This window comes from Pontibacillus sp. ABV4_188 (assembly GCF_056311905.1).
In genome coordinates this window covers 2,696,283-2,723,065 of the sequence record NZ_CM149975.1, presented here as the reverse complement: position 1 = coordinate 2,723,065, position 26,783 = coordinate 2,696,283, and the positions used below count along the sequence as shown (strand labels likewise).

Annotated in this window: 24 protein-coding genes and 6 tRNA genes; 24 read left to right on the top strand and 6 right to left on the bottom strand. The window is 39.2% G+C overall.

Features of this window, described 5'->3' with window-relative positions:
* Positions 1-22: 22 nt before the first annotated feature.
* Both ispG and ACYX4O_RS14085 read right to left on the bottom strand, forming a co-directional pair.
* On the bottom strand, positions 23-1,135 hold the full coding sequence (ispG, locus tag ACYX4O_RS14090; RefSeq protein WP_476351677.1) for a flavodoxin-dependent (E)-4-hydroxy-3-methylbut-2-enyl-diphosphate synthase: 1,113 nt from the start codon (positions 1,133-1,135) through the stop codon (positions 23-25).
* 100 nt (positions 1,136-1,235) lie between these two features.
* Positions 1,236-1,622, bottom strand: a complete 387-nt coding sequence (locus ACYX4O_RS14085; RefSeq protein ID WP_476351676.1) for a LysM peptidoglycan-binding domain-containing protein — start codon at positions 1,620-1,622, stop codon at positions 1,236-1,238.
* 120 nt (positions 1,623-1,742) lie between these two features.
* Here ACYX4O_RS14085 and ACYX4O_RS14080 point away from each other — a divergent pair, with 120 nt between their 5' ends.
* On the top strand, positions 1,743-2,375 hold the full coding sequence (locus ACYX4O_RS14080; protein ID WP_476351675.1) for an NfeD family protein: 633 nt from the start codon (positions 1,743-1,745) through the stop codon (positions 2,373-2,375).
* Positions 2,376-2,732: 357 nt separating this feature from the next.
* On the top strand, positions 2,733-4,223 hold the full coding sequence (locus ACYX4O_RS14075; protein ID WP_476351674.1) for a methyl-accepting chemotaxis protein: 1,491 nt from the start codon (positions 2,733-2,735) through the stop codon (positions 4,221-4,223).
* A gap of 29 nt (positions 4,224-4,252) precedes the next feature.
* On the opposite strand, the gene ACYX4O_RS14070 is transcribed toward ACYX4O_RS14075, so the two are convergent.
* Entirely contained in the window at positions 4,253-4,732 is a 480-nt protein-coding gene (locus tag ACYX4O_RS14070; RefSeq protein WP_476351673.1) for a DUF1189 family protein, read from the bottom strand.
* Positions 4,733-4,960: 228 nt separating this feature from the next.
* On the opposite strand from ACYX4O_RS14070, the gene ACYX4O_RS14065 reads away from it, so the two are divergent.
* The 17 genes from ACYX4O_RS14065 to ACYX4O_RS13985 all read left to right on the top strand — a co-directional run bounded on the left by ACYX4O_RS14065 (position 4,961) and on the right by ACYX4O_RS13985 (position 20,101).
* Positions 4,961-6,616: a Na/Pi cotransporter family protein gene (locus ACYX4O_RS14065; protein WP_476351672.1), complete on the top strand. Its 1,656-nt coding sequence runs from the start codon at positions 4,961-4,963 to the stop codon at positions 6,614-6,616.
* A 579-nt stretch (positions 6,617-7,195) separates the two neighbouring features.
* Positions 7,196-7,270 (top strand) — tRNA-Asn (locus ACYX4O_RS14060).
* 2 nt (positions 7,271-7,272) lie between these two features.
* A tRNA-Met gene (locus ACYX4O_RS14055) sits at positions 7,273-7,349 on the top strand.
* Positions 7,350-7,435: 86 nt separating this feature from the next.
* Positions 7,436-7,511 (top strand) — tRNA-His (locus ACYX4O_RS14050).
* A gap of 7 nt (positions 7,512-7,518) precedes the next feature.
* Positions 7,519-7,595, top strand: a tRNA-Ile gene (locus tag ACYX4O_RS14045).
* Between the two features lie 21 nt (positions 7,596-7,616).
* A tRNA-Ser gene (locus ACYX4O_RS14040) sits at positions 7,617-7,709 on the top strand.
* A gap of 160 nt (positions 7,710-7,869) precedes the next feature.
* A tRNA-Phe gene (locus tag ACYX4O_RS14035) sits at positions 7,870-7,945 on the top strand.
* Positions 7,946-8,196: 251 nt separating this feature from the next.
* Entirely contained in the window at positions 8,197-8,808 is a 612-nt protein-coding gene (locus ACYX4O_RS14030; protein ID WP_476351671.1) for a superoxide dismutase, read from the top strand.
* Between the two features lie 190 nt (positions 8,809-8,998).
* A complete protein-coding gene (locus ACYX4O_RS14025; protein ID WP_476351670.1) occupies positions 8,999-10,273 on the top strand; it encodes an MFS transporter in 1,275 nt (424 codons plus the stop codon).
* An 80-nt stretch (positions 10,274-10,353) separates the two neighbouring features.
* Positions 10,354-12,537, top strand: coding sequence for a peptidoglycan D,D-transpeptidase FtsI family protein (locus ACYX4O_RS14020; protein WP_476351669.1), 2,184 nt, complete (start codon positions 10,354-10,356; stop codon positions 12,535-12,537).
* Positions 12,538-12,795: 258 nt separating this feature from the next.
* Complete coding sequence (locus tag ACYX4O_RS14015; protein WP_476351668.1) at positions 12,796-13,794, top strand: PstS family phosphate ABC transporter substrate-binding protein; 999 nt, start codon at positions 12,796-12,798, stop codon at positions 13,792-13,794.
* Positions 13,795-13,899: 105 nt separating this feature from the next.
* Positions 13,900-14,844 (top strand): phosphate ABC transporter permease subunit PstC, encoded by a 945-nt coding sequence (gene pstC, locus ACYX4O_RS14010; protein ID WP_476351667.1) that lies wholly within the window; start codon positions 13,900-13,902, stop codon positions 14,842-14,844.
* 1 nt (position 14,845) lies between these two features.
* Entirely contained in the window at positions 14,846-15,724 is an 879-nt protein-coding gene (gene pstA / locus ACYX4O_RS14005; RefSeq protein ID WP_476351666.1) for a phosphate ABC transporter permease PstA, read from the top strand.
* A 43-nt stretch (positions 15,725-15,767) separates the two neighbouring features.
* Positions 15,768-16,535 carry a phosphate ABC transporter ATP-binding protein PstB gene (gene pstB, locus ACYX4O_RS14000; protein WP_476351665.1) on the top strand — a complete coding sequence of 256 codons (768 nt, stop codon included), beginning with the start codon at positions 15,768-15,770 and terminating at the stop codon, positions 16,533-16,535.
* A gap of 39 nt (positions 16,536-16,574) precedes the next feature.
* Positions 16,575-17,231: a phosphate signaling complex protein PhoU gene (gene phoU, locus ACYX4O_RS13995; RefSeq protein WP_476351664.1), complete on the top strand. Its 657-nt coding sequence runs from the start codon at positions 16,575-16,577 to the stop codon at positions 17,229-17,231.
* A 589-nt stretch (positions 17,232-17,820) separates the two neighbouring features.
* Entirely contained in the window at positions 17,821-19,080 is a 1,260-nt protein-coding gene (gene ltrA / locus ACYX4O_RS13990; RefSeq protein ID WP_476357143.1) for a group II intron reverse transcriptase/maturase, read from the top strand.
* A gap of 229 nt (positions 19,081-19,309) precedes the next feature.
* A complete protein-coding gene (locus ACYX4O_RS13985; protein ID WP_476351663.1) occupies positions 19,310-20,101 on the top strand; it encodes a DUF817 domain-containing protein in 792 nt (263 codons plus the stop codon).
* 491 nt (positions 20,102-20,592) lie between these two features.
* On the opposite strand, the gene ACYX4O_RS13980 is transcribed toward ACYX4O_RS13985, so the two are convergent.
* Both ACYX4O_RS13980 and ACYX4O_RS13975 read right to left on the bottom strand, forming a co-directional pair.
* The gene (locus ACYX4O_RS13980) at positions 20,593-21,084 is read right to left on the bottom strand and encodes a hypothetical protein (RefSeq protein WP_476351662.1); all 492 of its coding nucleotides are present in this window, start codon (positions 21,082-21,084) and stop codon (positions 20,593-20,595) included.
* A complete protein-coding gene (locus ACYX4O_RS13975; RefSeq protein WP_476351661.1) occupies positions 21,081-21,470 on the bottom strand; it encodes a hypothetical protein in 390 nt (129 codons plus the stop codon). The genes ACYX4O_RS13980 and ACYX4O_RS13975 overlap by 4 nt, the downstream gene beginning before the upstream one ends.
* Positions 21,471-21,722: 252 nt before the next feature.
* On the opposite strand from ACYX4O_RS13975, the gene rpmG reads away from it, so the two are divergent.
* The 5 genes from rpmG (at position 21,723) to ACYX4O_RS13950 (ending at position 25,860) form a co-directional block, all read left to right on the top strand.
* Positions 21,723-21,872, top strand: a complete 150-nt coding sequence (gene rpmG / locus ACYX4O_RS13970) for a 50S ribosomal protein L33 (protein WP_036782142.1) — start codon at positions 21,723-21,725, stop codon at positions 21,870-21,872.
* A gap of 478 nt (positions 21,873-22,350) precedes the next feature.
* Positions 22,351-22,911, top strand: a complete 561-nt coding sequence (locus tag ACYX4O_RS13965; protein WP_476351660.1) for a 5-formyltetrahydrofolate cyclo-ligase — start codon at positions 22,351-22,353, stop codon at positions 22,909-22,911.
* A 120-nt stretch (positions 22,912-23,031) separates the two neighbouring features.
* The gene (locus tag ACYX4O_RS13960; protein ID WP_476351659.1) at positions 23,032-23,994 is read left to right on the top strand and encodes an L-lactate dehydrogenase; all 963 of its coding nucleotides are present in this window, start codon (positions 23,032-23,034) and stop codon (positions 23,992-23,994) included.
* A gap of 53 nt (positions 23,995-24,047) precedes the next feature.
* Positions 24,048-24,236, top strand: coding sequence for a sodium:proton antiporter (locus ACYX4O_RS13955; RefSeq protein WP_476351658.1), 189 nt, complete (start codon positions 24,048-24,050; stop codon positions 24,234-24,236).
* Positions 24,237-24,324: 88 nt separating this feature from the next.
* A complete protein-coding gene (locus ACYX4O_RS13950) occupies positions 24,325-25,860 on the top strand; it encodes a rhomboid family intramembrane serine protease (RefSeq protein WP_476351657.1) in 1,536 nt (511 codons plus the stop codon).
* Here ACYX4O_RS13950 and ACYX4O_RS13945 read toward each other — a convergent pair.
* On the bottom strand, positions 25,824-26,711 hold the full coding sequence (locus tag ACYX4O_RS13945) for a hypothetical protein (protein WP_476351656.1): 888 nt from the start codon (positions 26,709-26,711) through the stop codon (positions 25,824-25,826). The two genes, ACYX4O_RS13950 and ACYX4O_RS13945, sit on opposite strands and share 37 nt — an antisense overlap.
* Between the last annotated feature and the right edge of the window lie 72 nt (positions 26,712-26,783).

Genomic DNA, 26,783 nt, shown 5'->3' with positions numbered 1-26,783 from the left:
TTGGCCAGCTTTTTTGAATGAGTTATTTTGCTTCTGCTTCAGTAGCTTCCTTCGCCTTTTCGGCAAAGTACTCTTCAGCAATACGATCGACTTCTTTTTTAAGTTCTTCGACCATGGTTTCTTCAGGAACTTTACGGATGATTTCTCCGTGTCGGAATAACAATCCTTCTCCTCGTGCACCAGCGATACCAATATCGGCTTCGCGTGCTTCCCCGGGACCGTTAACAGCACACCCTAGTACAGCTACTTTGATAGGGGCTTTAATCGTGGAGATGTACTCTTCAACTTCATTTGCAATTGAAATTAAATCAATTTCAATACGCCCGCAAGTTGGGCAAGAAATTAAAGTGGCTGCATTATCTGCAAGTGCGTATGATTTTAATAGTTCGCGACCTACTTTAACTTCTTCAACGGGATCTGCACTTAGTGAAATCCGCATTGTGCTTCCTATCCCTTTATTAAGGATAGCGCCTAAACCAGCAGAACTTTTTACAGTTCCGGCAAATTGTGTACCAGATTCTGTGATTCCTAAGTGTAATGGATAAGAAATCTGTTCAGCTGCTTTTTCGTAAGCATCAATAGCCAAGCGTACATCAGATGCTTTCAACGATACAATAATATCGTGGAAGTCTAATTCTTCTAAGATTTGAATGTGGTGTAAAGCACTTTCAACCATACCTTCAGCCGTTGGGAAACCATATTTCTCTAAGATACGTTTCTCAAGTGAACCTGCGTTAACACCAATTCGGATCGGCACGCCTTTAGCTTTAGCTGCATTTACAACAGCTTCAACTTTCCAACGCTTTCCGATGTTACCTGGGTTGATGCGGATTTTGTCTGCTCCACCTTCTATTGCTTTCAATGCTAATTTATAGTCAAAGTGAATATCGACTACGAGTGGAATATTGATTCGTTTTTTTATCTCAGAAATAGCGTCAGCAGCTCGCTCATCTGGGCAAGCAACGCGGACGACCTGACAACCAGCTTCTTCTAGTCTTTCGATCTCAGCAACAGTTGCTTCTACATCATGTGTCTTTGTTGTGGTCATTGACTGAATGACAACTTTATTGCTTCCACCGATTACAAGGTCGCCTACGCGTACAGGACGCGTATCTTTTCTGTGTGTTATAGGCATATAATCGCTCCTTTTTACAAATGCGATGTTTCTTGATTATAAAGATACCACACTCATTATAAGGGCAAACGAAAAAAATATGAAGTCACGAGTCTTCAATTTACGAATGTTTTTCGTTTTTGTGGTAATAAGGGAACAAGTAGATCTGATTCATTTTAATGGTGTTGGGATCTTGTCCTTTGTTAATGAATTCAAAATCAGCAAGCATTTGTTCAATCGTAACAGGTGGACCCTCCTGATTTAACTTCTCCATAATAGATAACACAGTGTCGCCTGCTTTAACACGGTGTTCAACAACGCGGAAACGTTCCTGTTCAGAACTAGTGTCTGAGCTCTTTGGTGATTCTTGATTTACATTTGCTTCTTGATCTTCGGCTTTGGAGACAAGTTCTTTAGGAAAAGTACCAGTAGTCAGATCATGTCCAATACTAACAAAAAACAGAATCATTGTAACAATGAAAAGCATTCTTTTCAGAATTGGATTCACTTTGCTCACTCCCTTTTGGCCTGTAGTAATAGTTCTACAAATAAATGAATTTCCATTCTTTTTTTGAAACAAAATCATGGAAACAAACGTATATTTAAATAAATAGATAAAAAGGGGTGAATGATTGTGATTGCAATAGATGCGGCGTGGCTTGCTTTAGTAATAACGGGACTTGGCACTTTATTTTTATTTGGAGAATTGTTCGTCAACATGAGGGGCATTTTTGGTGTGGTTGGCATCGCTTTTATCACATTTTACTTTCTTACACACTTAGACCCGAGCATGTTCGTCATTATGATGATTGTATATGTCATTAGTCTGGCTCTGATTATTTTGGATGCTAAAGTCATTAATGATGGGACTCTTACAACGGTGGGTAGTATTAGTATGCTGCTCGTAGTTGGTATGAGTGCTCCTGACTGGGTAACAGGAGCTTATGGAGTGTGCGGTGTGCTTATTGGTGCCATAAGCTCTTTGTTATTCTTAAGAGTATTTCCAAAAAGGGATTTATGGACAAAAATTACGCTTGTTGACAAGCTTTCTTCAGAAGCGGGTTACAATTCATTGAATGAAAGCTACGTGAACTTAAGTGGGGAGAAAGGGATCACCCTTACGCAGTTAAGACCTGTTGGGACAATTAAAATTGGAGATCAGGAATATAGCGCTGTATCAAATGGACATTGGATTGAGAAGGATGAAGAGATTGTAGTCGAACAAGTAGATGGGACTAGAATCCTGGTCAAAAAGACATAAAATTAACGTTAATTTAAGGGCATTTTTACACTCCGTTAATAGTTAACATGCATACTCTTCGGTGTACAAGAAATATTTTCTAACGGGGTGTTAGGAGTGCCATTATTTAGACATTTTTCATTTTTTAAAAGAATACAACCTAACAAGCTTAAGGAGCGCCTTAAAAATGTACCTCGACCTCATTTTATGTCGCTTTCTTTTCAAGCTAGGGTTTCCTTAGTTATATGCGTACTTTTTTTAGGTTCTATCTCTCTGGTTAGTTGGCTATCTTATTCTAAAGCAAAAGAAAGCCAGCTTGAATTAGTTAGAGATCGCCTGGAACGTGAAGTTGATGTAACGAGGGAGAATGCTGAAAATATGATGTTTGCGTTAGTAGGCGAAGAACAAGTCTTCAAAGAGCGTATGAGGGAGTATATATCATCTCAACAATTTGAATTGGTTCAAGATGGCTTTTCAGCGTCTATAAATATCATTACTCAAGATGGGGTAGATTCATATCCATTAGAACAATCAAAAAAAGCTTCGTTCAATGAATTGCTAATCAAAGAAATTAGAACTGAGGAAAACGGTTCTCGTATTGCGTCGTGGAAAGGTGAGGACTACATATTTGCTTACGGTTCAGTACAAGAACTTAAAGGCATATTCCTTATTGGTGTACCTGTGGCGGACTACATGTATTCCGTTCATCAATTAGCCAAATACTCCTTAACAGCGGGAATCATTTCTTTGGCCGGTGTATTCCTATTTGTTTTTTATTTTATGCGTAAGATGTTTAAACCGCTATTAACCCTCCAAGATGTGATGCGGAAAGCTAGAAAAGGGACGTTTACTCAACCTGATACTGTCCATTCAAGTATTCCAGAGATACGTTCTTTATCAAAAAGCTATCAGGAACTTATACATACAATTACTGAGATGCTCGATAACATACAAACTGCTGTCTATTCTCTTGGGGGAACAAATGATGAATTATCAGCTTCTTCTGAGCAGTTAGCTTTGTCTCAGTCTGATATGAAAGAAGAACTACATAGGGTAATTAAAGGTACAAAGAGCACTGAAGGAGCATTTGAAGAACAGACGGATGTATTTGAGAAGCTAAAAAATTCATTACATATCCTCTTACAATCTTTCAATGAAATGTATCAGGATCAGCAGGAAATAAATAAGTCAGTTGAAGAAGGGAATAAAGGCGTTTCTTCAATAATGAATACACTAGATACGTACCATGAAGGGTTCAAGCAGATGACTTCAAAAATTAATGAGTTTGAAGCATATACCGTTACTATTGGAGAAGCTGGTAAGATGATACAGGAAATCGCTGAACGTACAAAGCTCTTAGCCTTAAACGCCACAATTGAAGCTGCAAGAGCAGGTGAAGCAGGAAAAGGGTTTGCTGTAGTGGCAGGTGAGGTAAGGAAACTTGCTGATAACTCTAAAGAAGCGGCACTTGAAATCAATGATAAGATGAATCAGACACTCACCATCAGTCATTATTTAGCTTCAGAATTCCATGAGATGTACGAGCAACTTACAAAACATTTAGACCATGCGTATCATTCGAAAGAATCATTTGATCAGATTTCTTCTTATATTGAATCCTTTAATCAAAAATTAGACCATTCAAAGGTGCAGGTTACACAAGCGGAAGAAATGTTACCGAAAATGGAGGCGATCTTCACTGAATTTCATCAAACAACGCATGAAACCCTTCTATCTGCGAAACAATTAGTGGATGCCGCTGACATGCAAGAAGCTCAAATGAATGAAACCAATGAAGTGAGAAATCAATTGGTATCTGTATCACAAGAACTTGGCGCCATTGCGGAAAATAAAAATCAAACCACTTAAAAACTCCGAAGTCTAAGACTTCGGAGTTTTTATGCAGACCTATGTTTAGGTTTAGGTATGAATCGTAAAATTGCGTAAAGAATTATAGTGGATAAGGCCATATATGTGACATAATCCCCGGTTATTATGAAACCAACGTTCTCAACGATAGCTAATAATAAAGTTGGAATCGTAATGGCATAAGCGGAAAGCGTCCAAGTATGTTTATACTGGATGTTACGTTTTAGATAGGCGTTGATGCCAAGTCCAATAAAGGCGAGAATGGATACATCAATGAATTTAATGCTCGTACTAATAACATACAAAATGATGAGTTCAACTGGTAAAGGAAGGGTATCAATAGAATCGGTGGAACGTGTGTCGAATAGAGCCCCTAATAGAACAGGGATCATGGTTAGAAGGGTAAGGAAAAAGATGTAACCAATAGGCTTTCCAACCTTTAACATCCTAAAAGCTGACACCCGTTTAAATGAGTAAAGGCTATATAAAAATTGCTTTGATAATTTCATATTTCTACCACCTATTATTTGTTTATCACTACTATCATAGCGAACCTTTTTCGCCCTAAGCAATAGAAAAAGGAGAGAAAACTATAAAAAACAGCAGTTTTTTTATCCGAATGTTAAGCTAATGTAAATTTTCAATAGATTAGTGTGAAATACCTTTACAAAACGTTTACCTTTAATTAATAATGGTTGAGGGTTTTAAAAAACTACACAAATAGACAAAAATCTTGGATGAGGGGAGCAATATTTGTGGAAGGTATAAATGTTCAAGAGATAATATTTCAGTTTGTTGGAGGACTTGGAATATTTCTTTTCGGAATGAAGTACATGGGTGATGGCTTGCAAAAGTCAGCAGGAGATCGGTTGCGCGAGATTTTAGACCGATTTACAACAAATCCATTTATGGGTGTTCTGGCGGGTATCATTGTAACCATTCTCTTGCAAACCAGTTCGGGGACCACAGTACTGACTGTCGGCCTTGTTAACGCAGGTTTTATGACACTTAGACAAGCAATAGGTGTTATAATGGGTGCCAACATTGGTACTACAGTTACCGCATTTATAATTGGTATAGAAATAAAGGAGTACGCACTCCCGATTATAGCTGTAGGTGCAATACTATTATTCTTCTTTAAGAATAAGAAAGTAACTTATTTAGGACAAACCGTATTTGGTTTTGGTTCGTTATTCTATGGTTTGAAACTAATGAGTACTGGAATGAAACCATTACGTAGTTTGGAAACTTTCCAAGACTTAACCGTAAGTATGAGTGATCAACCAATTCTTGGTGTTGTTATTGGTACCTTGTTTACGGTGATTGTTCAAAGTTCAAGCGCAACGATTGGCGTTCTTCAAAGTTTATTTGAACAAGATGCTATTGAACTAAGCGCAGCTTTACCAGTCCTATTCGGGGACAATATAGGTACAACGATTACAGCTGTTCTAGCTGCAATTGGTACAAGCGTTGCTGCTAAGCGTGCTGCATTTACGCACGTAATCTTTAACGTAGTCGGAACTACAATCTTCTTATTGATTATTAATTTATATATTCCATTCATTTCATATCTACAAGATAAATTGGACTTGAATGAACCAATGACTATTGCATTTGCTCATGGAATCTTTAACTTTACAAACACTGCGATCCAATTCCCATTCATTGCTCTGTTGGCTGTCATTGTAACGAAATTAATTCCTGGAGATGATGTTGAGATTGATCAAAAGCCTAAGCATCTTGATCCAATCTTCCTAGAACAATCTCCGTCCCTTGCATTAGATCAAGCGAAGTCAGAAGTTATGCGCATGGGAGAATTCGCATATAAAGGGCTAGAGGAAACGAGTCAATACTTGAATAATCATAGTCCGAAGCATGCTAACAAAGCTATGCAGTATGAAGAAGGAATTAACAATCTTGACCGTAACATTACAGAGTATTTAGTTAGCTTATCGAGTTATTCATTAACTGAATTAGAAAGTCATAAACACTCTGCCCTTATAGATTCTGTACGTGATATTGAGCGTATTGGGGACCACTTTGAGAACCTCATTGAACTTGTTGACTATAAGATCTCTAACAAAGTGCATCTTACAGAACAAGCTCAAGAAGACTTGAATGATATGATTAATCTAACCCTGATTACTGTAAAACAAGCTATGAAAGCTTTAGAAACAATGGACCGCGAAGAAGCACTTGCTGTTGTTCAAAAAGAAAACCAGATTGACCAATATGAGCGATCTTATCGTAAGAAGCATATCCTTCGTATGAACGAGGGAGTTTGTACAGGACCTGCTGGTATCGTATTTGTTGATATTATTAGTAACCTGGAGCGTATTGGAGATCACGCTGTAAACATTGCAGAAGAAGTGTTAGGCGGAAAACAGCATTAATTTATATTAGAGAAGCCCAGAGCATTTGCTCTGGGCTTTTTACTATGGTTGATTATTTGAGAGGCTACTCGCTTTTTGCGACTAGATACGCGGCTGAAGTGGCGGGAAGAGAGGCGAAAGAGTCAGGACACGCGCGAAAAGTGTCGTAATGAGGGAGGAAAGTGTCTGGACGCGCTGCTATAACGTCAGAACGAGGGAGGAAAGTGTCTGGTCGCAATGCTATAACGTCAGGACGAGTGGCAAACGAGTCTAGACGAGCGTCTCTAACATCAAGCAAAAAGCCCGCCTCCTGAAAGACAGTCGTTCACATAGTCCTTCTAATTAAATATGAAAAGTACACACATATTTGTTGAGAGATCCTTAAATATATTTTTAACATTGTATTTATAATAGAAGGCTATAGATGAAAAAAAGACAAGTGAATAAAAATTTTAAAGTTTTTATTAAAAAACCCTTGTACAAAGAGGGCATACCATGCTATATTATTCGTGTTGCTTCATTTGGGAGCAAAAAAGTTGTTGACACTCTAAACAATGCATGATATATTATGTTGTGTCGTTAAAGAGACGTTTTAATTATTCCAACGTAGCTCAGTGGTAGAGCTATCGGCTGTTAACCGATCGGTCGCAGGTTCGAATCCTGCCGTTGGAGCCAATGGCGGTGTAGCTCAGCTGGCGAGAGCGTACGGTTCATACCCGTGAGGTCGGGGGTTCGATCCCCTCCGCCGCTACCATACATAAATTGTTTTTCTTATAAAATAACATAAACACAGTTTATGTTATAAAGAACAATCTTGAAATAGACAACTTAAGAATTATGGCGGTTGTGGCGAAGTGGTTAACGCACCGGATTGTGGCTCCGGCATTCGTGGGTTCGATCCCCATCAATCGCCCCATAAGATTGGACCCTTAGCTCAGCTGGTTAGAGCTATCGGCTCATAACCGATCGGTCGCAGGTTCGAGTCCTGCAGGGTCCACCAATCTTAGTCATATTTTAGCTCGGAGGAGTACCCAAGTCTGGCTGAAGGGAGCGGTCTTGAAAACCGCCAGGGGGTTAACGCCCCGCGGGGGTTCGAATCCCTCCTCCTCCGCCATTATTATTTTCTTCTTAAAGAACGGAAGTCAGATAACGTTCTTTTTTATTTTCTAAATGACTTATCTTTTTTGCTGTTTTAATCATAATTTGATAACCGCAAATCAAAGATTCTTACAATTTGCTTTTATGAGTACTCACAAGATATGTGAAGTCTAAATGGCTCGGTAGCTCAGTCGGTAGAGCAACGGACTGAAAATCCGTGTGTCGGCGGTTCGATTCCGTCCCGAGCCACCATTTATATAAGATACATTCCAAAACAAGCATAAATGCTTGTCTTTTTTTTGCTCAATTTGAGCAAGAGGAAACATACATTTTATGTTTTAAAATTTGGAGAAAAGGTTATTATATCTATGTGCGCGTTGAAGCCTTTTTGCAATGCATAACATTTGCAGATGGCTTGGACCTTTGATACGCTTACATTGTAACCTTCATGACCGGATCGGTACTAAGAAGGAACTACATACTATTTAAGGAGGAGATTCAAAATGGCTAAATTTGAATTACCAGAATTACCTTACGCATATGATGCGCTTGAACCTCATATTGACAAGGAAACAATGAACATCCACCACACAAAACACCACGCAGGTTACGTTAACAAGCTTAACAATGCTTTAGAAGGTCATGCAGATCTTCAAGATAAATCACTTGATGCACTAATTGCTGACCTAAACGCAGTACCAGAAGACATCCGTACAGCGGTGCGTCGTAACGGTGGCGGTCACTCTAACCACTCTCTATTCTGGACAATCATGTCCCCAAATGGTGGCGGTGAGCCAACAGGCGAATTAGCTGACGCGATTAAGAGTAAATTCGGAAGCTATGATGAATTCAAAGAAAAATTCGCAGCTACAGCAGCTGGACGCTTCGGTTCTGGTTGGGCTTGGTTAGTAGTTAATAACGGTGAAATTGAACTAATGGACACATTAAACCAAGATTCACCAATTATGGAAGGCAAAACGCCAATCCTTGGTCTTGATGTTTGGGAGCATGCTTATTACCTAAACTATCAAAACCGTCGTCCTGACTATATTGCAGCATTCTGGAATGTAGTAAACTGGGACGAAGTTGCAAAGCGTTACGCTGCAGCTAAATAATAGATCGAATTAAAACCAGCAAAATCCTGAACTTCTACTATAGAGGTTCAGGATTTTTTTGTTGGGAAAGGTTATTCACTAGTTCATTCCCTCACTGGACTGTTATAGCCGTTTCTTGTTACTTGGGTGTAATAAGGTATAAGTGCCTCCTATTTGAAAACACTAAAGACAGAGTAGGAGGCGTATATATATGAAGAAAGGATTAAACGCGATTTTAGGTGAAGTCGAAGTAACCCGAGATTTAATTCTTTTGCTATCGATTGGAGGACTCTATGCGTTAGGGATTTTCTTGTCCAATACATTTGTGAATATTTACTTATGGAAGCAATCAGGGGAATACGTGGCGATTGCGCTCTACAATTTATCCATTTACATTATGCAGCCCTTAACCTTTATATTAGCAGGTCGATGGGCTAAACGTATGGATCGTGTAATCGTATTGCGGCTTGGCGTTATATTCCTCTCTTTATTTTTCTTAACTGTTTTGTTCTTTGGGGAACAGGCAGCAAGTTATAAAATCGTACTAGGCTCTGTCTTAGGAATAGGCTATGGATTTTACTGGCTCGCTTTTAATGTGTTAACGTTTGAAATTACTGAGCCCGATACAAGGGATTTTTTCAATGGCTTCTTAGGATTGCTGCAATCTTTTGGAGGAATGGTGGGACCGATTTTAGCGGGATTTATAATCTCCAGATTAGCTGCTAACACAGGATATACGGTAATCTTTACAATTTCTCTTAGCTTGTTCGTGCTTGCTGTAGTGTGTAGTTTCTTTCTTAAAAGAAGATCTGCTAAGGGTAATTTCTCTTTTAAAAGGATCATACATGAACGAAAAAGAGATCGTAACTGGAACAAAATATTGTATGCTCATACGTTCCAAGGATTACGAGAAGGAACGTTCCTTTTTGTGATATCCATTTGGGTATTCATCACAACACAAAGTGAATTAGCGCTAGGAACCTTTAACCTTGTATTTTCTGGTTTTGCATTTTTGTTTTATTACCTGGCTACTCGGTTTATAAAACCTAAACGACGTAAGTGGTCTATATTTGTCGGAGGATTAACACTGTATTTGTCACTTTATTTAATTTTAATTCACTTAAGCTATCCCACACTTCTAATATATGCGGCTATTATAGGCATTGCGTATCCAATTCTATTCGTTCCGTATATTTCACTGACATATGATGTAATAGGAAAAGCTTGGCATGCTGGTGAGATGAGAATTGAATATATTGTTGTAAGGGAACTGTTCCTAAACCTGGGGCGAGTCATTTCAATTGCTATATTTTTAACAGGTATTACTTTCTTTTCACCGGAAACCATCATTCCGTACATTTTAATGATTGTCGGATCAGGACATTTCATTATTTACTTCTTTATAAAGGATGTTCATTTTCCGGTTGATACGAAAGAGGAGTCCATTTTTGTGAAGAACAAGCTTGCTGACAATGATAATCGTTAAACAGTCCTTCTGTTTTATAGTGAAATTTAGCCAAAAATGCTATAATAGTCTCAAACTGTTTATTAGAGGAGGAGAGACTTATGGGGAAAAAGAACAATAAGAAGAAGTCTCATCTTCCCTTTCGATTAAATGTGTTATTCTTTATTATCTTTCTTATGTTCTCAGGAGTCGTGTTAAAGCTTGGGATGGTACAAATTCTACACGGTGCTGAAGCACAAGAAGAGATTGATCGAACAACAAATGACACGACAAAGACACCAGTACCGAGAGGGAAGATGTATGATCGCTTTGGTAATGTAATTGTGGACAATTCACCACTTTACGCCATTACATACACACCACCGAAATCCACCAATCAGGCGAAGCATCTGGAGATTGCCAAAAAGTTAGCGCCTATGATTGAAAAAGATACAAAGAAAGTAACTCTTCGTGATAAGAAAGACTATTGGATCTTAGTCAATAACGAAGATAATAAAGCCATAAAAGAAAGGTTATCTGTAGAGGAACAAACGTATACAGAAGAGGAGCAAGAGACAGATGCGGATACGCCTTATGAAATTCTGTTAGATCGCATTGATCCAGAACAAGACCTTCAATTCTCAGATGAAGAAATGGAGATTATTGCGATTAAGCGTGAATTAGATAGTGCTTATTCTCTTTCTCCTCATATTGTAAAGAATGAAGACGTTACGCTAGAGGAGTACGCAACGGTTGCAGAAAACCTTGATAAACTCCCGGGTATTAATGTTAGTACAGATTGGCAAAGGGAATATCCATATGGGGACACGTTCCGTAACTATTTAGGAAGTGTCAACATGTCTGGTGTACCTAAAGACCAAAAAGATTACTTTATGTCTCTAGGCTACAGCCTTAATGATCGAGTAGGCACTAGTGGTTTAGAAGAACGTTATGAAATGGTATTAAAAGGTCAGAAGGAAAAGATTGAACATACCGTTAACAGTGATCAAGAGGTTATAAATTCGGAAGTTATTCAAGAAGGCACGCGTGGGAAAGATTTAAGTTTGACTGTTGATATAGAACTTCAAAAACGGTTAGATGAAATTGTGCAGAAGCACTTAAAAGAAGCGATAACTCGTTTTCCTGTGCAAAACCAACACATGAGTGAAGCGATGGTTGTTATGATGGAGCCAGACACAGGGGAAGTTCTAGCTGTTTCTGGACAGAAATACAATCGTGGTGAAGGCGACGAAGAGCCTTATTTCCAAGATTTCTCTTTGGGGGCTATCACCCAGCAATATCCACCTGGTTCTGCTGTCAAGGGTGCTACTCTTTTAGCCGGTTATGATTTTGGAGTTGTAAATCATGGGGAAAGAATGTTAGACACCCCAATAAAGATTAAGGGAACTGAAGAAAAGGCCTCATATAGAAATATGGGCATAATTAATGATTACCAAGCTCTTCAGATGTCCTCAAACGTTTATATGTTCAGGATTGCAATGAAAATGGCAGGAGATAACCATTATGTAAGAAATGACCCGTTAAAAACTGTGGCAGGACGCTTTCAGGTGATGAGAGATTATTTCAGTCAATTTGGTTTAGGCGTCAAAACCGGTATTGATATGCCTGCCGGTACAGAATCATATGGTTTTCAAGGAGAAGACCCTGTTACTTCTGATATGCTTAATCTATCTATTGGTCAGTATGATAGCTATACCGCGATGCAATTAGCTCAATATGTATCGACTATAGCGAATGATGGATATCGCATCCAACCTCGACTAGTAACTGAAGTGCATGAGCCAGATGTTCAATCTAAAGGCCTTGGTCCTGTCGTTGAGTCTTATAGTCCAAATGTTCTGAATAAAATATCTATGACTCAAGAAAGCATTAATCGTGTGAAAAGAGGGTTTGAACTTGTATTTCAATCTTCAGAGGGGACTGCTTATAGAGACTTTGGAGAAGAAGTAGATTATTCCATTGCCGGAAAAACTGGAACAGCACAAGCAAAAGTATATGAAATCATTCGTGATAATTATGGAAATCCTATTGGAGTGGGAAGTACGACAGATGTAGAAAACTTAACTCTTGTTGGGTATTCTCCTTCTGAAAATCCAGAAGTTGCCTTTGCTGTTGTAGTTCCAAACACGGGAATTATTAGTGGATATACTCCTCAATACCCAATCAACAAACACATCGGTCGGGATGCTATGGATGCCTATTATGATCTAAAAGAAAATCGCGCTGAAGCTATGAAAGATAAAGAGCAATCCAATCAGGAATCTGAAGATGAACCAACAGAATAATAACGAATAAAGGAAGTAGAGAGGGTTATGCAAATGCATAACCCTCTCTTTTTTTGTAGAAACTAATTGAAACTTCAAGCGGTATAAGACTGATGTGATAGGAGGATTAGAAGTTTTTATACATCGAATTGATCAATTTACACAACCTTAACATTTTGTTCATATGCCGTTAAAACTCTATCTGTAATATAAGCATTGTGAGTTGATCAAGCCCACTTGAACAACAAAATTCAACATTTATTTTAGGGGGAAAAAGAAATGAAAAGTTTCAAGCATTTAGCACTTATCTTCACTCTTATCCTTGCTCTTGGAGCTCTTGCAGCTTGTGGAAGCAGCGAAGGTGAGAATGAGGAAGATACTTCAAATGGTGATACACAATCTGAAACAGACGGTGGAGAAGCACTTTCAGGTGATGTGAAAGTAGCAGGTTCTTCTACTGTTTACCCTATGGCCCTTTATGTTCAAGAGCGTTACGCAGCTAAAGAACAAGACGTTAATGTAACACTACAATCTATCGGTTCTGGTGGCGGATTTGAAAAGTCCACTAAAGGTGAGATCGACTTATCTAACGCTTCTCGTCCGATTAAAGAAGAAGAAAAGAAAAAAGCTGAAGAAAATGATATTAACTTACATGAACTTACACTTGCATATGACGGTCTTACTGTAGCCGTAAGTGCTGAGAATGACTTTGTTGAAAACTTAACAGTTGAACAACTTAGAAAGATCTTCCTTGACAGTTCTGATACAAAGAAATGGTCCGACATTAATCCAGACTGGCCTGATGAAACAATTAAGATCTTCGCACCTGGTCATCAGTCAGGTACATTCGATTACTTTAACGAAGTAATTCTTGAAGATAATGCAATGCGTGAAGATGGAGATGTACAAACATCTGAAGATGACAACACACTTGTTCGCGGTATCAAAAACAGTGAGTATGCAATTGGATTCTTCGGTTATGCATACTATCTACAAAACGAAGATTCTCTAAAAGCTTTAGGAATTCAAAATGGTGAAGACGCTGAGCCAGTTAAACCAACTTCAGAAACAATTCAAAGCGGTGAATATGAGCCACTTTCTCGTCCATTATTCACATATGTTGTTGAAAGTGCACTAGAAAAGCCTCAAGTTTATGATTACACAATGTATACACTTGAAAACGCAGGAGACGCTGCTAAAGAAGTAGGATATGTTGCTCTTCCAGAAGAAAAATATCAAGAGCAAATTGATAAAGTTAAAGAGCTAGCTGGTAAATAAACATTAGCAAACTTCTTGGATAATTGGTTCTGTGTAAGGTGAGGGGACGGGTTGAAAGATGTTCCCCTCACTTTGCTATGTTCCAGCTGAAAGGGGATTTCACAAATGGTTTCATCTAAAAATAAACAGGATGGGCTCTCAGTAAGTGAGAGGATTGAGAAAAATAAACAATCGAATAGCTCAACCGCGTTTGTAGAAAAATTAGTACCTAAACTTTTGTTGCTGTGTGCCACACTATCTGTACTTGTAACATTAGGAATACTATATACGTTATTATCTGAAACATTTACTTTCTTTAGGGAGGTAAGTGTTATTGAATTCTTTACAACTACTCATTGGAATCCATGGCGTGATTCATACGGTATTCTATCATTAATTAGTGGAACGTTGCTAATTACCGTAACTGCCATGATCATTGCAATTCCACTAGGGGTAGCCTCAGCTATATTCTTGAGTGAATATGCATCTGATAAAGTTAGAAGAATGCTTAAGCCTGTTCTAGAAGTACTTGCTGGAATTCCAACAGTTGTTTATGGTTTCTTTGCTTTAACCTTTGTAACACCGATGTTGGAAAAAATAATTCCGGGCCTTTCTTTCTTTAACGCATTAAGTGCAGGTATTGTTGTAGGTATCATGATTGTCCCAATGGTAGCTTCCTTAACGGAAGATGCGATGGGGGCTGTTCCAAATGTATTACGTGAAGGAGCAATGGCTCTAGGAGCAACAAGACTTGAGACAACGGTAAAAGTTGTTATACCAGCTGCACTATCTGGTATCGTAGCCTCTTTCGCTCTTGCGATGTCTCGTGCGATTGGGGAAACGATGATTGTTGCCATTGCGGCAGGTGCTACTCCGAAATTCTCATTTGATCCGACTCAATCGATTCAAACGATGACGGGGTACATTGTTCAAGTCTCAACAGGAGATGTTTCCTATGGATCAACGATCTACTACAGCATTTACGCAGTAGGAACAACTCTATTCGTATTCACGTTAATCATGAACCTTCTTGCACAATATATTAGTCGAAGATTTAGAGAGGAGTACTAATATGGCTTTGATAAATAAAGATACAGTGTCTAATAAGATGAGTGGTCGTATCTTAAAGAACAAGATTGCAAAAGTGATCTTCTTTATTGCTACGATTATCGGCTTATTATTCTTAGGCGCACTAGCATATCGGATATTGACTCAAGGACTCGGTAGCTTAGATATGGATTTCTTAACAGGATTTACTTCGCAAAGTCCAGACCGCGCTGGAATTAAAGCAGGTGTTATTGGCTCTCTTTGGCTTATGTCTGTTACAGCGCCTGTGACGTTGATTATCGGTGTAGCCACTGCAATCTATTTGGAGGAATACGCTAAACGAGGGAAATTTACACGTTTCATCCAAATCAACTTGCAAAACCTCGCCGGTGTACCATCGATTGTGTTCGGTTTATTAGGTCTTACTATTTTCGTTTATATTTTCAAAACAGGTGAAATTGTTCTAGCTGGTGGTCTTACATTAGGCTTGCTAGTACTTCCGGTAATTGTAGTAGCCGCACAAGAATCCATCCGTTCTGTGCCGAATGAATTGCGTGAAGCTTCATATGGTATGGGAGCTACGAAATGGCAAACGGTAAGACGAATTGTTCTTCCAGCAGCGATTCCTGGCATTTTAACTGGTGGTATCCTTGCCCTTTCTCGCGCTATCGGTGAAACGGCTCCGTTATTACTGGTAGGAGCAGCAACGGCGATCTTCACACTTCCAAGCGGAATTTTCGATCCTTATACAGCAATGCCAATTCAAATTTATAGCTGGACAAAAGCTCCACAGCCTGAATTTGAGTATGTAGCTTCAGCAGGAATTATCGTATTACTTGTGATTTTATTACTTCTAAATTCAATTGCTGTATTTATTCGAAATAAGTTCTCAAAACGTTTATAAACCTTTATAGAGTCAACGGATTATTGAAGGAGGATTTGTCATTATGGCAGATACAAAAAGTTCAGTATTTAATGTGAAAGATTTAAACTTATGGTATGGGGATAACCAAGCCCTTTATGATATAAATATGGATATTAAACAAAATGATGTTACCGCTATTATCGGACCTTCAGGTTGTGGTAAATCCACATACGTTAAAACGCTAAACCGTATGGTAGAGACGGTTCCTGTCGTGAAAACCTCAGGTGAAATTGAATACCGAGGTAAGAATATCTTTGATAAAAACTATTTAGTTGAAGACTTACGCACGAAAGTCGGGATGGTTTTCCAAAAGCCTAATCCATTTCCTAAATCGATTTATGAAAATATTGTATACGGACCAAAAATTCATGGTATTAAAGATAAAAAGACACTAGATCAAATCGTTGAAAAAAGTTTAAAGGGTGCAGCGCTTTGGGATGAGGTTAAAGATCGACTTCATGAAAACGCGTATGGACTATCTGGTGGACAGCAGCAACGTGTATGTATTGCTCGTTGTCTAGCTATTGAACCAGATGTCATTCTTATGGATGAACCTACATCTGCTCTTGACCCAATTTCAACACTGAAAGTAGAAGAGTTAATTCAAGAGTTGAAGAAGGACTATAGTATCGTTATTGTTACTCACAACATGCAACAAGCGGCTCGTATATCTGATAAAACGGCTTTCTTCTTAAGTGGAGAACTTGTAGAATATACAGATACAAACACGTTATTCTCTAATCCAACTGATAAGCGTACAGAAGATTATATTACAGGTCGTTTCGGTTAAGGCAAAGTTCTATTATAGGGGTAGAAAGGGGTATTGGGTATGATGAGAGGTCAGTTTCATGAAGATATGGATCAGATGAAATTTAGTATTAAGAAATTAGCTGTAGAAACAGTGAATGCATTTGAACAAGCCTTAGATGCTTTATACACTCAAGACATCGATAAAGCGAAAAAGATTATTGAACAAGATGATCAGCTTGATCGAAAAGAGCTAGAAATTAATGAGCAGGCCATTCTATTAATCGCGAAACAGCAACCTGTTGCTACGGACCTTCGCAGAATGATTGTGGCAATCAAGATTTCAGCTGATCTTGAGCGTATGGCAGATCATGCCGTAAACGTTAGTAAAAGTGCAATCCACTTGGGAGAGGGACACGATATTTCTATCCCTCCAGCTTTAAATGACATGTTTGACGTAGCAAGGGAAATGGTTGACACGGCAACAAAAGCATTTGAGAATGAAGATATTTCTTTAGCTCGGGTGCTAGCTGAGATGGATGATAAAGTCGATGAAATGTACGGGCAAGTTACACGGGAAATGCTTGAACTTACAGCAACAAATCCGCAAAAGATCCAGCATATTATGCAAATGGCGTATGTAGCACGATATATTGAACGATTTGCTGACCATATTACGAATATTGGGGAGTATATTTTCTATCTGGTCAAAGGTCAAACGTTCGATTTAAATGAATAAGATGATATAGAGGCGGAATCTAATTTAGATTCCGCCTCTTTTTAGTGTGCCCGGCATGGGCGTAAGCTTTAGGGTTAGAGTCCCGAACGGTGAAGGTCGTTGTAGCCGTTAGCCAAAGGCAAGGGTGTTTGGGGTGACCCAGAATCTGAAGGAAGCCGGAGGCAAATTTCCGAACCGAGGAACACGAATCTCATAAAAGGCTGTCTCTCTTGGATAAGGTGGCTAAACACACCAAAGTCCAACGACCAAAGGGAGTGGCAGTAAATGGGACGGTGATGGAAAGGAAGCGTGCGTCCTTACCCGGGGAGGTCTGTTGATGAGCGAAGTACACTTCGTAACCTACTCAGTGATGAGTAACTGAATCAACAGAAGTCAGCCGAAGTCATAGTACTAACTTAACTCGAGATAAGTTAGGAAGGACTGAATCTTTAAGGAAGAACGATCCTTTCGGACGCATACCTCTGTAAAGACACAGACAACTCGTAACGAGCTTATCCAGAGGAGGAAGTGATGAAGTTCACGGGGGACTTTGGAAGGGTGGAACAGAGTATGAATAGAAGAAAGACTGTCGTTCGCGTAGGAGAGTTAAATTATGATGAACCGAATCTTATCACGGGACAATCTCATACAAGCTTTAAAGCGAGTTGAACGCAATAAAGGTAGTCACGGTGTCGACGATATGCCCGTACAAAACCTACGAAGGTATGTGACTGATCACTGGACTACTTTGCGAAATCAACTTGAGATGGGAACCTATCAGCCATCTCCCGTACGTCGAGTCGAAATCCCGAAACCAGACGGTGGAGTACGGTTGTTGGGTATCCCTACTGTGGTAGATCGGTTTATACAACAAGCGATTGCCCAAGAACTCACGAAAGTATTTGATCCTCGCTTCTCAAATTACAGCTATGGATTCCGTCCAAATCGAAACGGTCACCAAGCAGTTAGACAAGCCAAAGAATTTATCCGAGAGGGTAAACGCTGGGTTGTGGATATGGACTTAGAAGCATTCTTTGATAAGGTAAACCATGAAAAGCTCATGGGACTACTATCAAAGACGATCAAGGACAGTGCTTTACTTCGAATCATTAAACATTATCTGAAATCATGTATTCTAATGGAAGGGGTTAAGGTTCAATCTCAAGAAGGTACCCCGCAAGGAGGTCCACTTAGTCCACTACTAGCGAATATTATCTTGAACGAATTGGATAAGGAATTAGAAAGTAGAGGACTTAGTTTCGTGAGGTACGCTGATGATTTCCACATCTATGTGGGATCAAAGAAGTCAGCGCATCGCGTTATGAACTCTATTACAGAGTTCATCGAACAAAACCTAAAATTAAAAGTAAATCTTAATAAATCAGCTGTAGATCGACCTTGGAGAAGAAATCTCCTTGGATTCAGCTTTACAAACAACCGGAACCCTAAGATTCGAATACACTCGAAGAGTGTAAGGAGGATGAAGCAAAAGGTTCGTGAACTGACATCCAGATCAAAAGGGTGGTCTATGGATCGACGCATCAAAGAGTTAAATAAATATTTAATTGGTTGGTGTGGTTACTTCGCATTAGCTGACACGAAGAGTGCCTTTTCCTCGCTTGATACCTGGATACGGCACAGATTAAGGATGTGCGTTTGGAAAGACTGGAAACTTCCTCGAACCAGGAAGAGAAAGTTAATCCACTTAGGAATTCCAAGGAGGAAAGCACACGAATGGGCAAATTCAAGGAAAGGCTATTGGCGAATCGCCAATAGCCCAATATTAAACAAAACCCTAAACAATTCTTACTGGAATCGTTTAGGGCTTCGTAGCTTATATCAAAGATATATTTTCTTACGTCAAACTTAAAGAAACCGCCGAGTACGGACCCGTACGCTCGGTGGTGTGAGAGGACGGAGGTTAGTCACCTCCTCCTACTCGATTGTTAGAAATGATAGGGTAGCTTGCTAGGATGGCTATATGTGAGAAGAAGTTAGACTGTAAAGAGAAATGCAATAAGTTGTTTTGCATTAATTATTTATTGTAGTACAATAAATAATGGCATATAATCAAGTAAGAAAATCATTGGGGGCAAAATATGAGAGTTTTAAAGCAATTCATTCGCTTTGGGTGGGAACAAGCTTTATCATGTTTGTTCCCAGTTGTTATTTTTGCTTCTTTGGCAATTACACAAGTTGTATCGCTACCTTTCTTGCCGAGGTATGATTGGCTGCTTATTATATTTTTATTCATGCAGTGGTGGATGGTTCGGTCTGGACTTGAAACGTCAGATGAATTAAAGGTCATTACATTATTTCACCTTATCGGGCTAACCCTTGAACTTTTTAAAGTGCATATGGGGTCTTGGTCATACCCGGAAGAGGGGTATTCTAAGGTGCTGGGAGTTCCTCTATATAGTGGATTTATGTATGCAAGTGTAGCCAGTTACCTTTGTCAGGCATGGAGGAGATTAAACGTCCAGTTGGTTAAATGGCCACCGATGTGGTTGGTTGTGCCTCTTGCAAGTGGAATCTATTTAAATTTCTTTACACATCATTATTGGGTTGATCTCCGATGGTGGCTATCTGGACTTGTGATCATTATATTTTGGCCATCATGGGTTACATATACTATTAGTGAAAGTCGCTATAAAATGCCAATAGTATTTTCCTTCATACTCATCGGTTTTTTCATATGGATAGCTGAAAATATCGCGACATTCTTCGGGGCTTGGGAGTACCCTAACCAGACAGAAGCATGGAGTTTAGTCCATCTTGGTAAAGTAAGCTCGTGGCTATTACTAGTAATCGTGAGTTTTCTTATAGTGGCTACCTTGAAGCAAGTAAAAGGAAATAGCTCGACTAGGATAAGTAAGAGCCAAGCTCTCTAAATCCATAATAGTGAGATAGATGCTGCCAATAATCAAAAGGCTCTGTTAAAGTTATATGTTGTTATTTTTTATAACAAGCTTGTTAAAGAACAGGACAGGATTGTTGAAGACTCGAAGTTGAGAGAATGTTTCCGTTAACTTTAGTTGAGCTTAAGGTGGGCCTGGAAACCACTCGCTTTCCTGTGGGGAACTAGATAGGCTCTTCTGCCCACGGGAAAAGGAGCCTAGGGAAGACCCCGCAGAGAGCGAAGCGAATGAGGAGGCTTCCCAGCTGCCCGCAGGAAAGCGAGTTGTCCCCGAGCAAGCCCAAGCACTCTTAAACGTAAAGGCCCCTTCCTGCTGATATATTTCAACTTCAAGTGTTCCATATAAGGGGGCTTATATGGAGCAAAATCAACACTAACCATTAACAGAGACAATCAAAAAAGTGCACATAACAAAAATGAGCATCAAATTGCTATGCAATTCGATACTCAATTCAGAACCACTTCTTAGCGAGTGATAATCTTTGCAATCTCTAAAAATGACATTTGGTCAACAACGGTATACTCACCAATCTGTATGTAACGACTAAACTCATTTTCTGTTAAATATTGTCTAAATGCTTCCGCATCCTCAATAATATTATTTTCTGCTAGTACTTGACTAATGTCCTCAGGGACCATGCCTTCTTGAATAGACAATTTGTAAGCATTCACTTTGGATGACTCTGAGGTATCATCTTGAGTTGTTTCTTGTTCTGTTTCATCATTTTCTTGTGTGTTTGTATCTGTTTCTTCTATAGATGAAGCTTGTTCAGTTAATTTAGCCCATTTATTTTCCGTTAAAACCACATACCCTTTTTCTGCTAGCAGGGCTTCTGCATCTTCTTTAGATGGTTCTGTCGCTTTCGCTTCATTTACATCTTGTTGGGAATAGGCGAAAGCAAGTAAAGACGTAGCTGTTAACAGGCCAAGTGCGAATGCTCTTAGTGTGTGTTTCATGAGTTCACACCTCGCTGTTTCTCACTTGAATGCTGGCGCAATGTCACGAAAATATCGTGTTCTTTCATAGATGTCTTCTCAGCGATTTCCTTAGTTGTATATCCTTCTTGATAAAGGGTTAACACCTTATGGCCGACTGAACCTCCATCATACTCATTAGACGCTCTAGGAACGTTCTCTTTGTAAAATGAACCTGTCTCTTCTTCTATAAGAAGTTCTTCTTCAAGAACCTTCATTTTCTTCTTAAGTTGATAGGTTTCCTGGATTGTATTTAAGGAAATCTCTTCTATTTGCTCTTCTAAATCTTGTATTCGACTCTTTGTAAAGAAAGAGAGGATGTAAAGAACAAGTGCTACAGAAAATAACGTTAAAAACATATAAATCATTTCTTCACCTCATTTCATTTCTTTACTAGTTATATCATACAAAGACACTGCAGAAAACCGACCATATACTCGTTTTATAAGATTTTTAAGTTCACCTTACCTCAGAATACAATAGATAAAAAATGCATCTTAACCGAATAAAAGAGTAAAACAACCTTGAAAGAATAAGTATGATTTGATACTATTAATAAGTCTGATAAAGTATGTAAATACATTAAACAGAGTAAAGAATGGTATTTGGAGGGATAAACGATGCGTGTAAACATTACACTTGCTTGCACTGAAACTGGTGACCGCAACTATATTAGCACAAAAAACAAGCGTACAAACCCTGAACGCTTAGAACTTAAGAAATATTGCCCACGTTTGAAGAAACACACTCTTCATCGTGAAACGAAGTAAACAGTAGGATTAGCTCCTACTGTTTTTTTTATCGTTTTTTATGTAGGATTTGTTAGTGTTTATTTACTTGTTTCATATATACCCCCTTATGTGGAAGACTTGGAGTTGAGGGGGACGTTATACAAATTCTGATAAGGGGTGTCTGGGGAATGGGGAGACTCCTGCGGGAGAAAGAGGTCGACGAGACCCCACAGAGTGGTTTTCCCGAGGAAGCTCTAAAAAGAAAGGGGAAGTTCGACTAAAACCGTCACGTCCTATGACAACGTCGAACGACCCCACGTCGTGTGGGGCCGCCCGCGGAAAGCGAGTCATTCCCCAGACACCCCTAGCACTAAATAAACGTAACGGCCCCACACTCTTATCTTCAAGTATTCAACAAACCTAACGTTTGTAGTCGGTTATAATCTATTCCAAATAAGCACTCTTATATCGATTAATGAGAATAATGATAATAAATAGTAACGAAAGAGGTGTACAGATGAAGACAAAGTTAGAATTGCGTACATATGGAAAAGAAGTGTTAAAGAAAATGAGTGAGGAAGAGAAAAAGCAAAAAGAACAAGAAATCTATTTGGCTCTTCTAAATAGTCAATTATGGGAAGAGGCTTCTACAATTGGCTGTACGATTGCTCAAGCACATGAGGTTGAGACCTCGCCTATCATTGAGTTGGCTTGGCAAGAAGGAAAAAAGGTTGTTGTTCCAAAGTGTACACCGAAAGAAAGCCATCTAGATTTTCATGAGCTTAATTCTTTCGATCAATTAGAGACGGTCTATTTTGGTCTCAAAGAGCCTGTGCCGACTCTTTGCCCGGTCTATGAACCTAACTCCATCGATCTTATGCTCGTCCCTGGATTAATTTTTGATTATAACGGATATCGCATTGGGTACGGAGGAGGCTATTATGATCGGTACTTGGCTACATATGCCAATCAAACAGTAGCTTTAGCGACAGAGGCGCAATTAGTAGAAAGGGTACCGTTTGAGGACTATGATGTTCCTGTAAATCATATTGTAACGGAAAAAGGATTTCGGTTATAAAGATTTGTAACAATATCTTAACAATGAAAGCGCTCTCTCTAGTTTCTGGCGTTTGAACAGTCATGTACAATGTAAATAGGGAAAAGGAAAAGATTTCATTTGAAGAAAGGATGATGGAGAGTGGAGAGAGTTAATCGTATTGCGTTAATTGGCACAGGTTTTGTGGGGTCAAGTTATGCCTTTGCTTTATTGAATCAAGGTGTGGGGGACGAGCTCGTCTTAATTGATGTGAATAAAGAGAAATCAGAAGGCGACGCAATGGACCTAAATCATGGTCTTGCTTTTGCTCCATCCTATACGAAGATCTGGTATGGCGATTATAGTGACTGTGCTTCTGCTGACCTTGTCGTTATAACAGCAGGCGCCAACCAAAAACCTGGAGAGACTCGGTTGGATCTTGTCGAGAAAAACTCTGCTATTTTCAAATCCATCGTAGACCAAGTGATGGAGTCAGGATTTGACGGAATCTTCCTTGTAGCAACAAATCCTGTTGATATTTTAACCTATATGACTTGGAAGTTCTCTGGCTTACCTAAACATCGAGTGATTGGGTCTGGAACGATTTTAGATACAGCTCGCCTTCGTTACTCTTTAGGAGAATACTTTAACGTTGATTCCCGTAACGTTCATGCCTACATAATGGGAGAGCATGGAGACTCTGAACTTCCGGCATGGAGTCATGCGAACATAGGTGGGCGCTCTGTATATGACCGAATTAAGGACAATCCAGAGAAATATAGTGAGCGTGACTTAGCTCCACTCTTTGAAGGAGTTCGTGATGCTGCTTACCATATCATTCAACGAAAAGGTGCTACCTATTACGGCATTGCGATGGGATTAGTAAGGCTTACTAAAGCTATTCTTCATAATGAAAATTCAATACTGACCGTTTCAGCATATTTAAGTGGTGAATATGATGAGAAAGATGTTTATATTGGTGTACCAGCTATCGTGAATCGCTCTGGAATAAGAGAAGTTCTTCAGATCGATTTAGACGAAGTAGAAGAAGCTCAATTTGCCAATTCTGCAAGCGTGCTACGGGAAACGTTAAACCCGGTTCTAGAGAAATATAACGAAGAATAAAATTTCTCTCTTTTCACATACTAAACCTATCAAATAGGGGTAGGTGGGTTAAGATGAGAATGATGCTATGGTTATTCTTCTTAATAGTAGGAGCATATGCGTTGAACCGATACAAATATCGCATAATAAATGGCGTTTTAGCGTATGATTTATTAAGAAAAGTTGTTGTTCGTGTGAGTATGCGGATGCCTTATCTAAGAGAAAAGATCTTACCACAAGTCTTAGGACGGTCCATCCTTTAAAAAAACGTTCAGTCGTAGATACGGCTGAACGTTTTTTTTGGTATCTATGACTATGGATTTGGTAAGATGAAAGAAAGGGGAGAGGCTTATGTATTTAGAGGATATTTATTACTTTTGGAAAATGACCTACAACTTCATATCTAATCACGGTTTTGAAGTGATCCATATTGATCGAGACCGCCGTGAAGTGTGGCTTGAGAAGAATAAAGGAAAGAGTACAGATATAATACGACTTAAACAACAAACCTTTGATTGGTCAAATCACCTAAAACGTGATCAAGATGTAGTAGCTGAGAAAGTAAAAAGGCTTACGAAAACTTTAATAGGGCGAGAAGTTCATGTATATTCAATCTATATTTCTCAATTCCCACCCGTTGATAACTGGGAAAGAGATCCGGTACATATAAAGGCAAAAAAACCTGTGCGCATGTATACGAATTTCGTTGTGCAGCGAGAGAGGGAGCAAAGTTTAGAGAATATTTATGAATCCTTACACCTTCAAGATAATCCTTTCCCACCTGAAGACGAAGAAGAAATGGAGCGTCAGGTGCCAAAGCTAAGAAGAGCTGTTGACCAAGCAATCGAGGCTAACATCAAGGATCAGCAGGCTATTTTAAGCCGTGGCAAACCTATATTTACGTATCTATTTATTGCCATTAACCTGCTAATGTTTGTTGTATTAGAGCTTAATGGTGGAAGCCAGAATACGACTACACTCATTGATTATGGTGCTAAATTTAACCCACTCATTGTAGAGGGAGAATGGTGGCGTATCGTTAGCTCCATGTTTCTCCATATTGGTTTTGCTCATATTTTATTGAACATGCTCGCTCTTTATTACCTGGGTAATGCCGTTGAGAGGATGTTTGGGAGTGTCCGATTTCTTGCGATTTACTTTATAAGTGGTATTGTTGGTGGACTTGCAAGCTTTGCCCTCTCTCAGAACGTTGCAGCTGGTGCTTCTGGAGCCATCTACGGTCTTTTTGGAGCTCTATTGTTCTTTGGGTTGATTTATAAGAAATTATTCTTTAGAACAATGGGAAGTAGTATTATTGGAATATTGATTATTAACATTGTCTTTAGCTTCGCGATTCCTCAAGTTGATATTGGTGCACACTTAGGCGGTTTAGTTGGGGGCTTTTTAGCCTCATCGTTCGTGCATTTTCCTAAGAAGAGAAATGGGCTTACGCAAATGTCGAGCTTTGTGGCTGTTTTAGCAGTCGCTGGGGCCCTTGTTTGGGCTGGCCTCGCAGCAAACGAGGATTCCTCTCTTCATACCGAAACTGTTCTTGCTTCCTATTATCAGGAAAACGGTCAGTTTGAACAAGCGTTTGATGTAGCTAATCAAGCAATAGAAGAACAGAATAACGAGAATAGTGTCTTATACTTCATTCGTTCCTACGGATACATCCAACAAGATCAAGTGAAGCAAGCTATTACAGATTTAAAGCGTTCAGTGGAGTTAGATCCAAAGAATGATTCAGCCCATTATAACCTGGGAGTGCTGTATGCCAGGCAAGGAGAAAGAGAACGTGCAATCGATGCTGTTCAAAAAGCGATAGAAATCAACCCTGAAGCAGAAGATTATCAGGAACTTTTGGCTGAGCTAGAAGGTTCTGGGTAATATTGAAGTAATTTTTCTTTCTTCCCACGTGCGTTCTCATACAAAACGAGTAAGTGCTTCCCGTCTTTATCAGCTAAGATAAGAGGCACATAGCTTGTTTGGTTTGTGGGGTTCGATGAAGCTGTGAAATCAAGAATATAGTTTTTATAAAGTCCTTCCCACAATTGTCCGATGACTTGTTGAGTCTGTTCAATGTCAATCCCAGGGAGGGGCTTTGTTTTGTATTCTGGTAAAGTGGTAAGTGGGATCCGTTCATATTGTTCCAAAGGTATAGAGAAATGAGTAACGAGTTGGTTCCATCTATACGCTAGCTGTTGCTGAGTAGCTCGGTCGAGTGTTTCTTTCCAATCAATTTGTTGCTGATTCTCTGGTTCTGTGAATGACTCGAGTGGTGTTAATGGTGAGTCAATGACGTAAAGTTCGCTTTGAGTCATATCTTGTATACTTTTAATACGATCATCAGGGTAATGAATCTCTCCATGATGGTACGTAATGGCTTGATAATGACCGCTATCTTCTCCTTGAACTTTCTCTTCTTGCACTAGATCCTGGCTATTTTCCTTCCATTTTCCTAGTACACCTTTTAATCGTCCATCTTCATAAAGTAGTGAAATATCCTGTCGTAGATATACAGGTTCCTTTAATTTAGAATTTGTAGTCCAGTTAATTTCGTATTCATCTTGGTCACTTTCAGAGAGCATTTTTAAAGATGTGCTTGTCTCCTCGAAAGAAACCTTCTCATCAATCGGAAAGTATTTCACAACATTTTGAGCATCATTCTGGAGCCATTGGAACACAACAAAAAAGCCGACTGCGTGGCCAATAAGTATAATCCAAATGATCTTCTTCATTTTGCAAGTCCCCTTTTCTTTTGGACATCCTGTGTCATTCATATGTATGATAGTAGATAGAAAGTTATGAAA

Excerpts from the sequence above, each read along its gene's own strand:
- ACYX4O_RS13975 (WP_476351661.1), bottom strand. The coding sequence starts at position 21,470 with ATGATTTATATGTTTTTAACGTTATTTTCTGTAGCACTTGTTCTTTAC.
- pstA (WP_476351666.1), top strand. The coding sequence starts at position 14,846 with ATGGCTTTGATAAATAAAGATACAGTGTCTAATAAGATGAGTGGTCGT.
- rpmG (WP_036782142.1), top strand. The coding sequence starts at position 21,723 with ATGCGTGTAAACATTACACTTGCTTGCACTGAAACTGGTGACCGCAAC.
- ACYX4O_RS14020 (WP_476351669.1), top strand. The coding sequence starts at position 10,354 with ATGGGGAAAAAGAACAATAAGAAGAAGTCTCATCTTCCCTTTCGATTA.
- ispG (WP_476351677.1), bottom strand. The coding sequence starts at position 1,135 with ATGCCTATAACACACAGAAAAGATACGCGTCCTGTACGCGTAGGCGAC.
- pstC (WP_476351667.1), top strand. The coding sequence starts at position 13,900 with ATGGTTTCATCTAAAAATAAACAGGATGGGCTCTCAGTAAGTGAGAGG.
- ACYX4O_RS13985 (WP_476351663.1), top strand. The coding sequence starts at position 19,310 with ATGAGAGTTTTAAAGCAATTCATTCGCTTTGGGTGGGAACAAGCTTTA.
- ACYX4O_RS14070 (WP_476351673.1), bottom strand. The coding sequence starts at position 4,732 with ATGAAATTATCAAAGCAATTTTTATATAGCCTTTACTCATTTAAACGG.
- ACYX4O_RS14015 (WP_476351668.1), top strand. The coding sequence starts at position 12,796 with ATGAAAAGTTTCAAGCATTTAGCACTTATCTTCACTCTTATCCTTGCT.
- ACYX4O_RS14065 (WP_476351672.1), top strand. The coding sequence starts at position 4,961 with ATGAGGGGAGCAATATTTGTGGAAGGTATAAATGTTCAAGAGATAATA.
- ACYX4O_RS14030 (WP_476351671.1), top strand. The coding sequence starts at position 8,197 with ATGGCTAAATTTGAATTACCAGAATTACCTTACGCATATGATGCGCTT.
- pstB (WP_476351665.1), top strand. The coding sequence starts at position 15,768 with ATGGCAGATACAAAAAGTTCAGTATTTAATGTGAAAGATTTAAACTTA.
- ACYX4O_RS13980 (WP_476351662.1), bottom strand. The coding sequence starts at position 21,084 with ATGAAACACACACTAAGAGCATTCGCACTTGGCCTGTTAACAGCTACG.
- ACYX4O_RS14075 (WP_476351674.1), top strand. The coding sequence starts at position 2,733 with ATGATGTTTGCGTTAGTAGGCGAAGAACAAGTCTTCAAAGAGCGTATG.
- ACYX4O_RS13950 (WP_476351657.1), top strand. The coding sequence starts at position 24,325 with ATGTATTTAGAGGATATTTATTACTTTTGGAAAATGACCTACAACTTC.
- ACYX4O_RS13955 (WP_476351658.1), top strand. The coding sequence starts at position 24,048 with ATGAGAATGATGCTATGGTTATTCTTCTTAATAGTAGGAGCATATGCG.
- ACYX4O_RS14025 (WP_476351670.1), top strand. The coding sequence starts at position 8,999 with ATGAAGAAAGGATTAAACGCGATTTTAGGTGAAGTCGAAGTAACCCGA.
- ACYX4O_RS13945 (WP_476351656.1), bottom strand. The coding sequence starts at position 26,711 with ATGAAGAAGATCATTTGGATTATACTTATTGGCCACGCAGTCGGCTTT.
- ACYX4O_RS14080 (WP_476351675.1), top strand. The coding sequence starts at position 1,743 with ATGATTGTGATTGCAATAGATGCGGCGTGGCTTGCTTTAGTAATAACG.
- ACYX4O_RS13965 (WP_476351660.1), top strand. The coding sequence starts at position 22,351 with ATGAAGACAAAGTTAGAATTGCGTACATATGGAAAAGAAGTGTTAAAG.
- phoU (WP_476351664.1), top strand. The coding sequence starts at position 16,575 with ATGATGAGAGGTCAGTTTCATGAAGATATGGATCAGATGAAATTTAGT.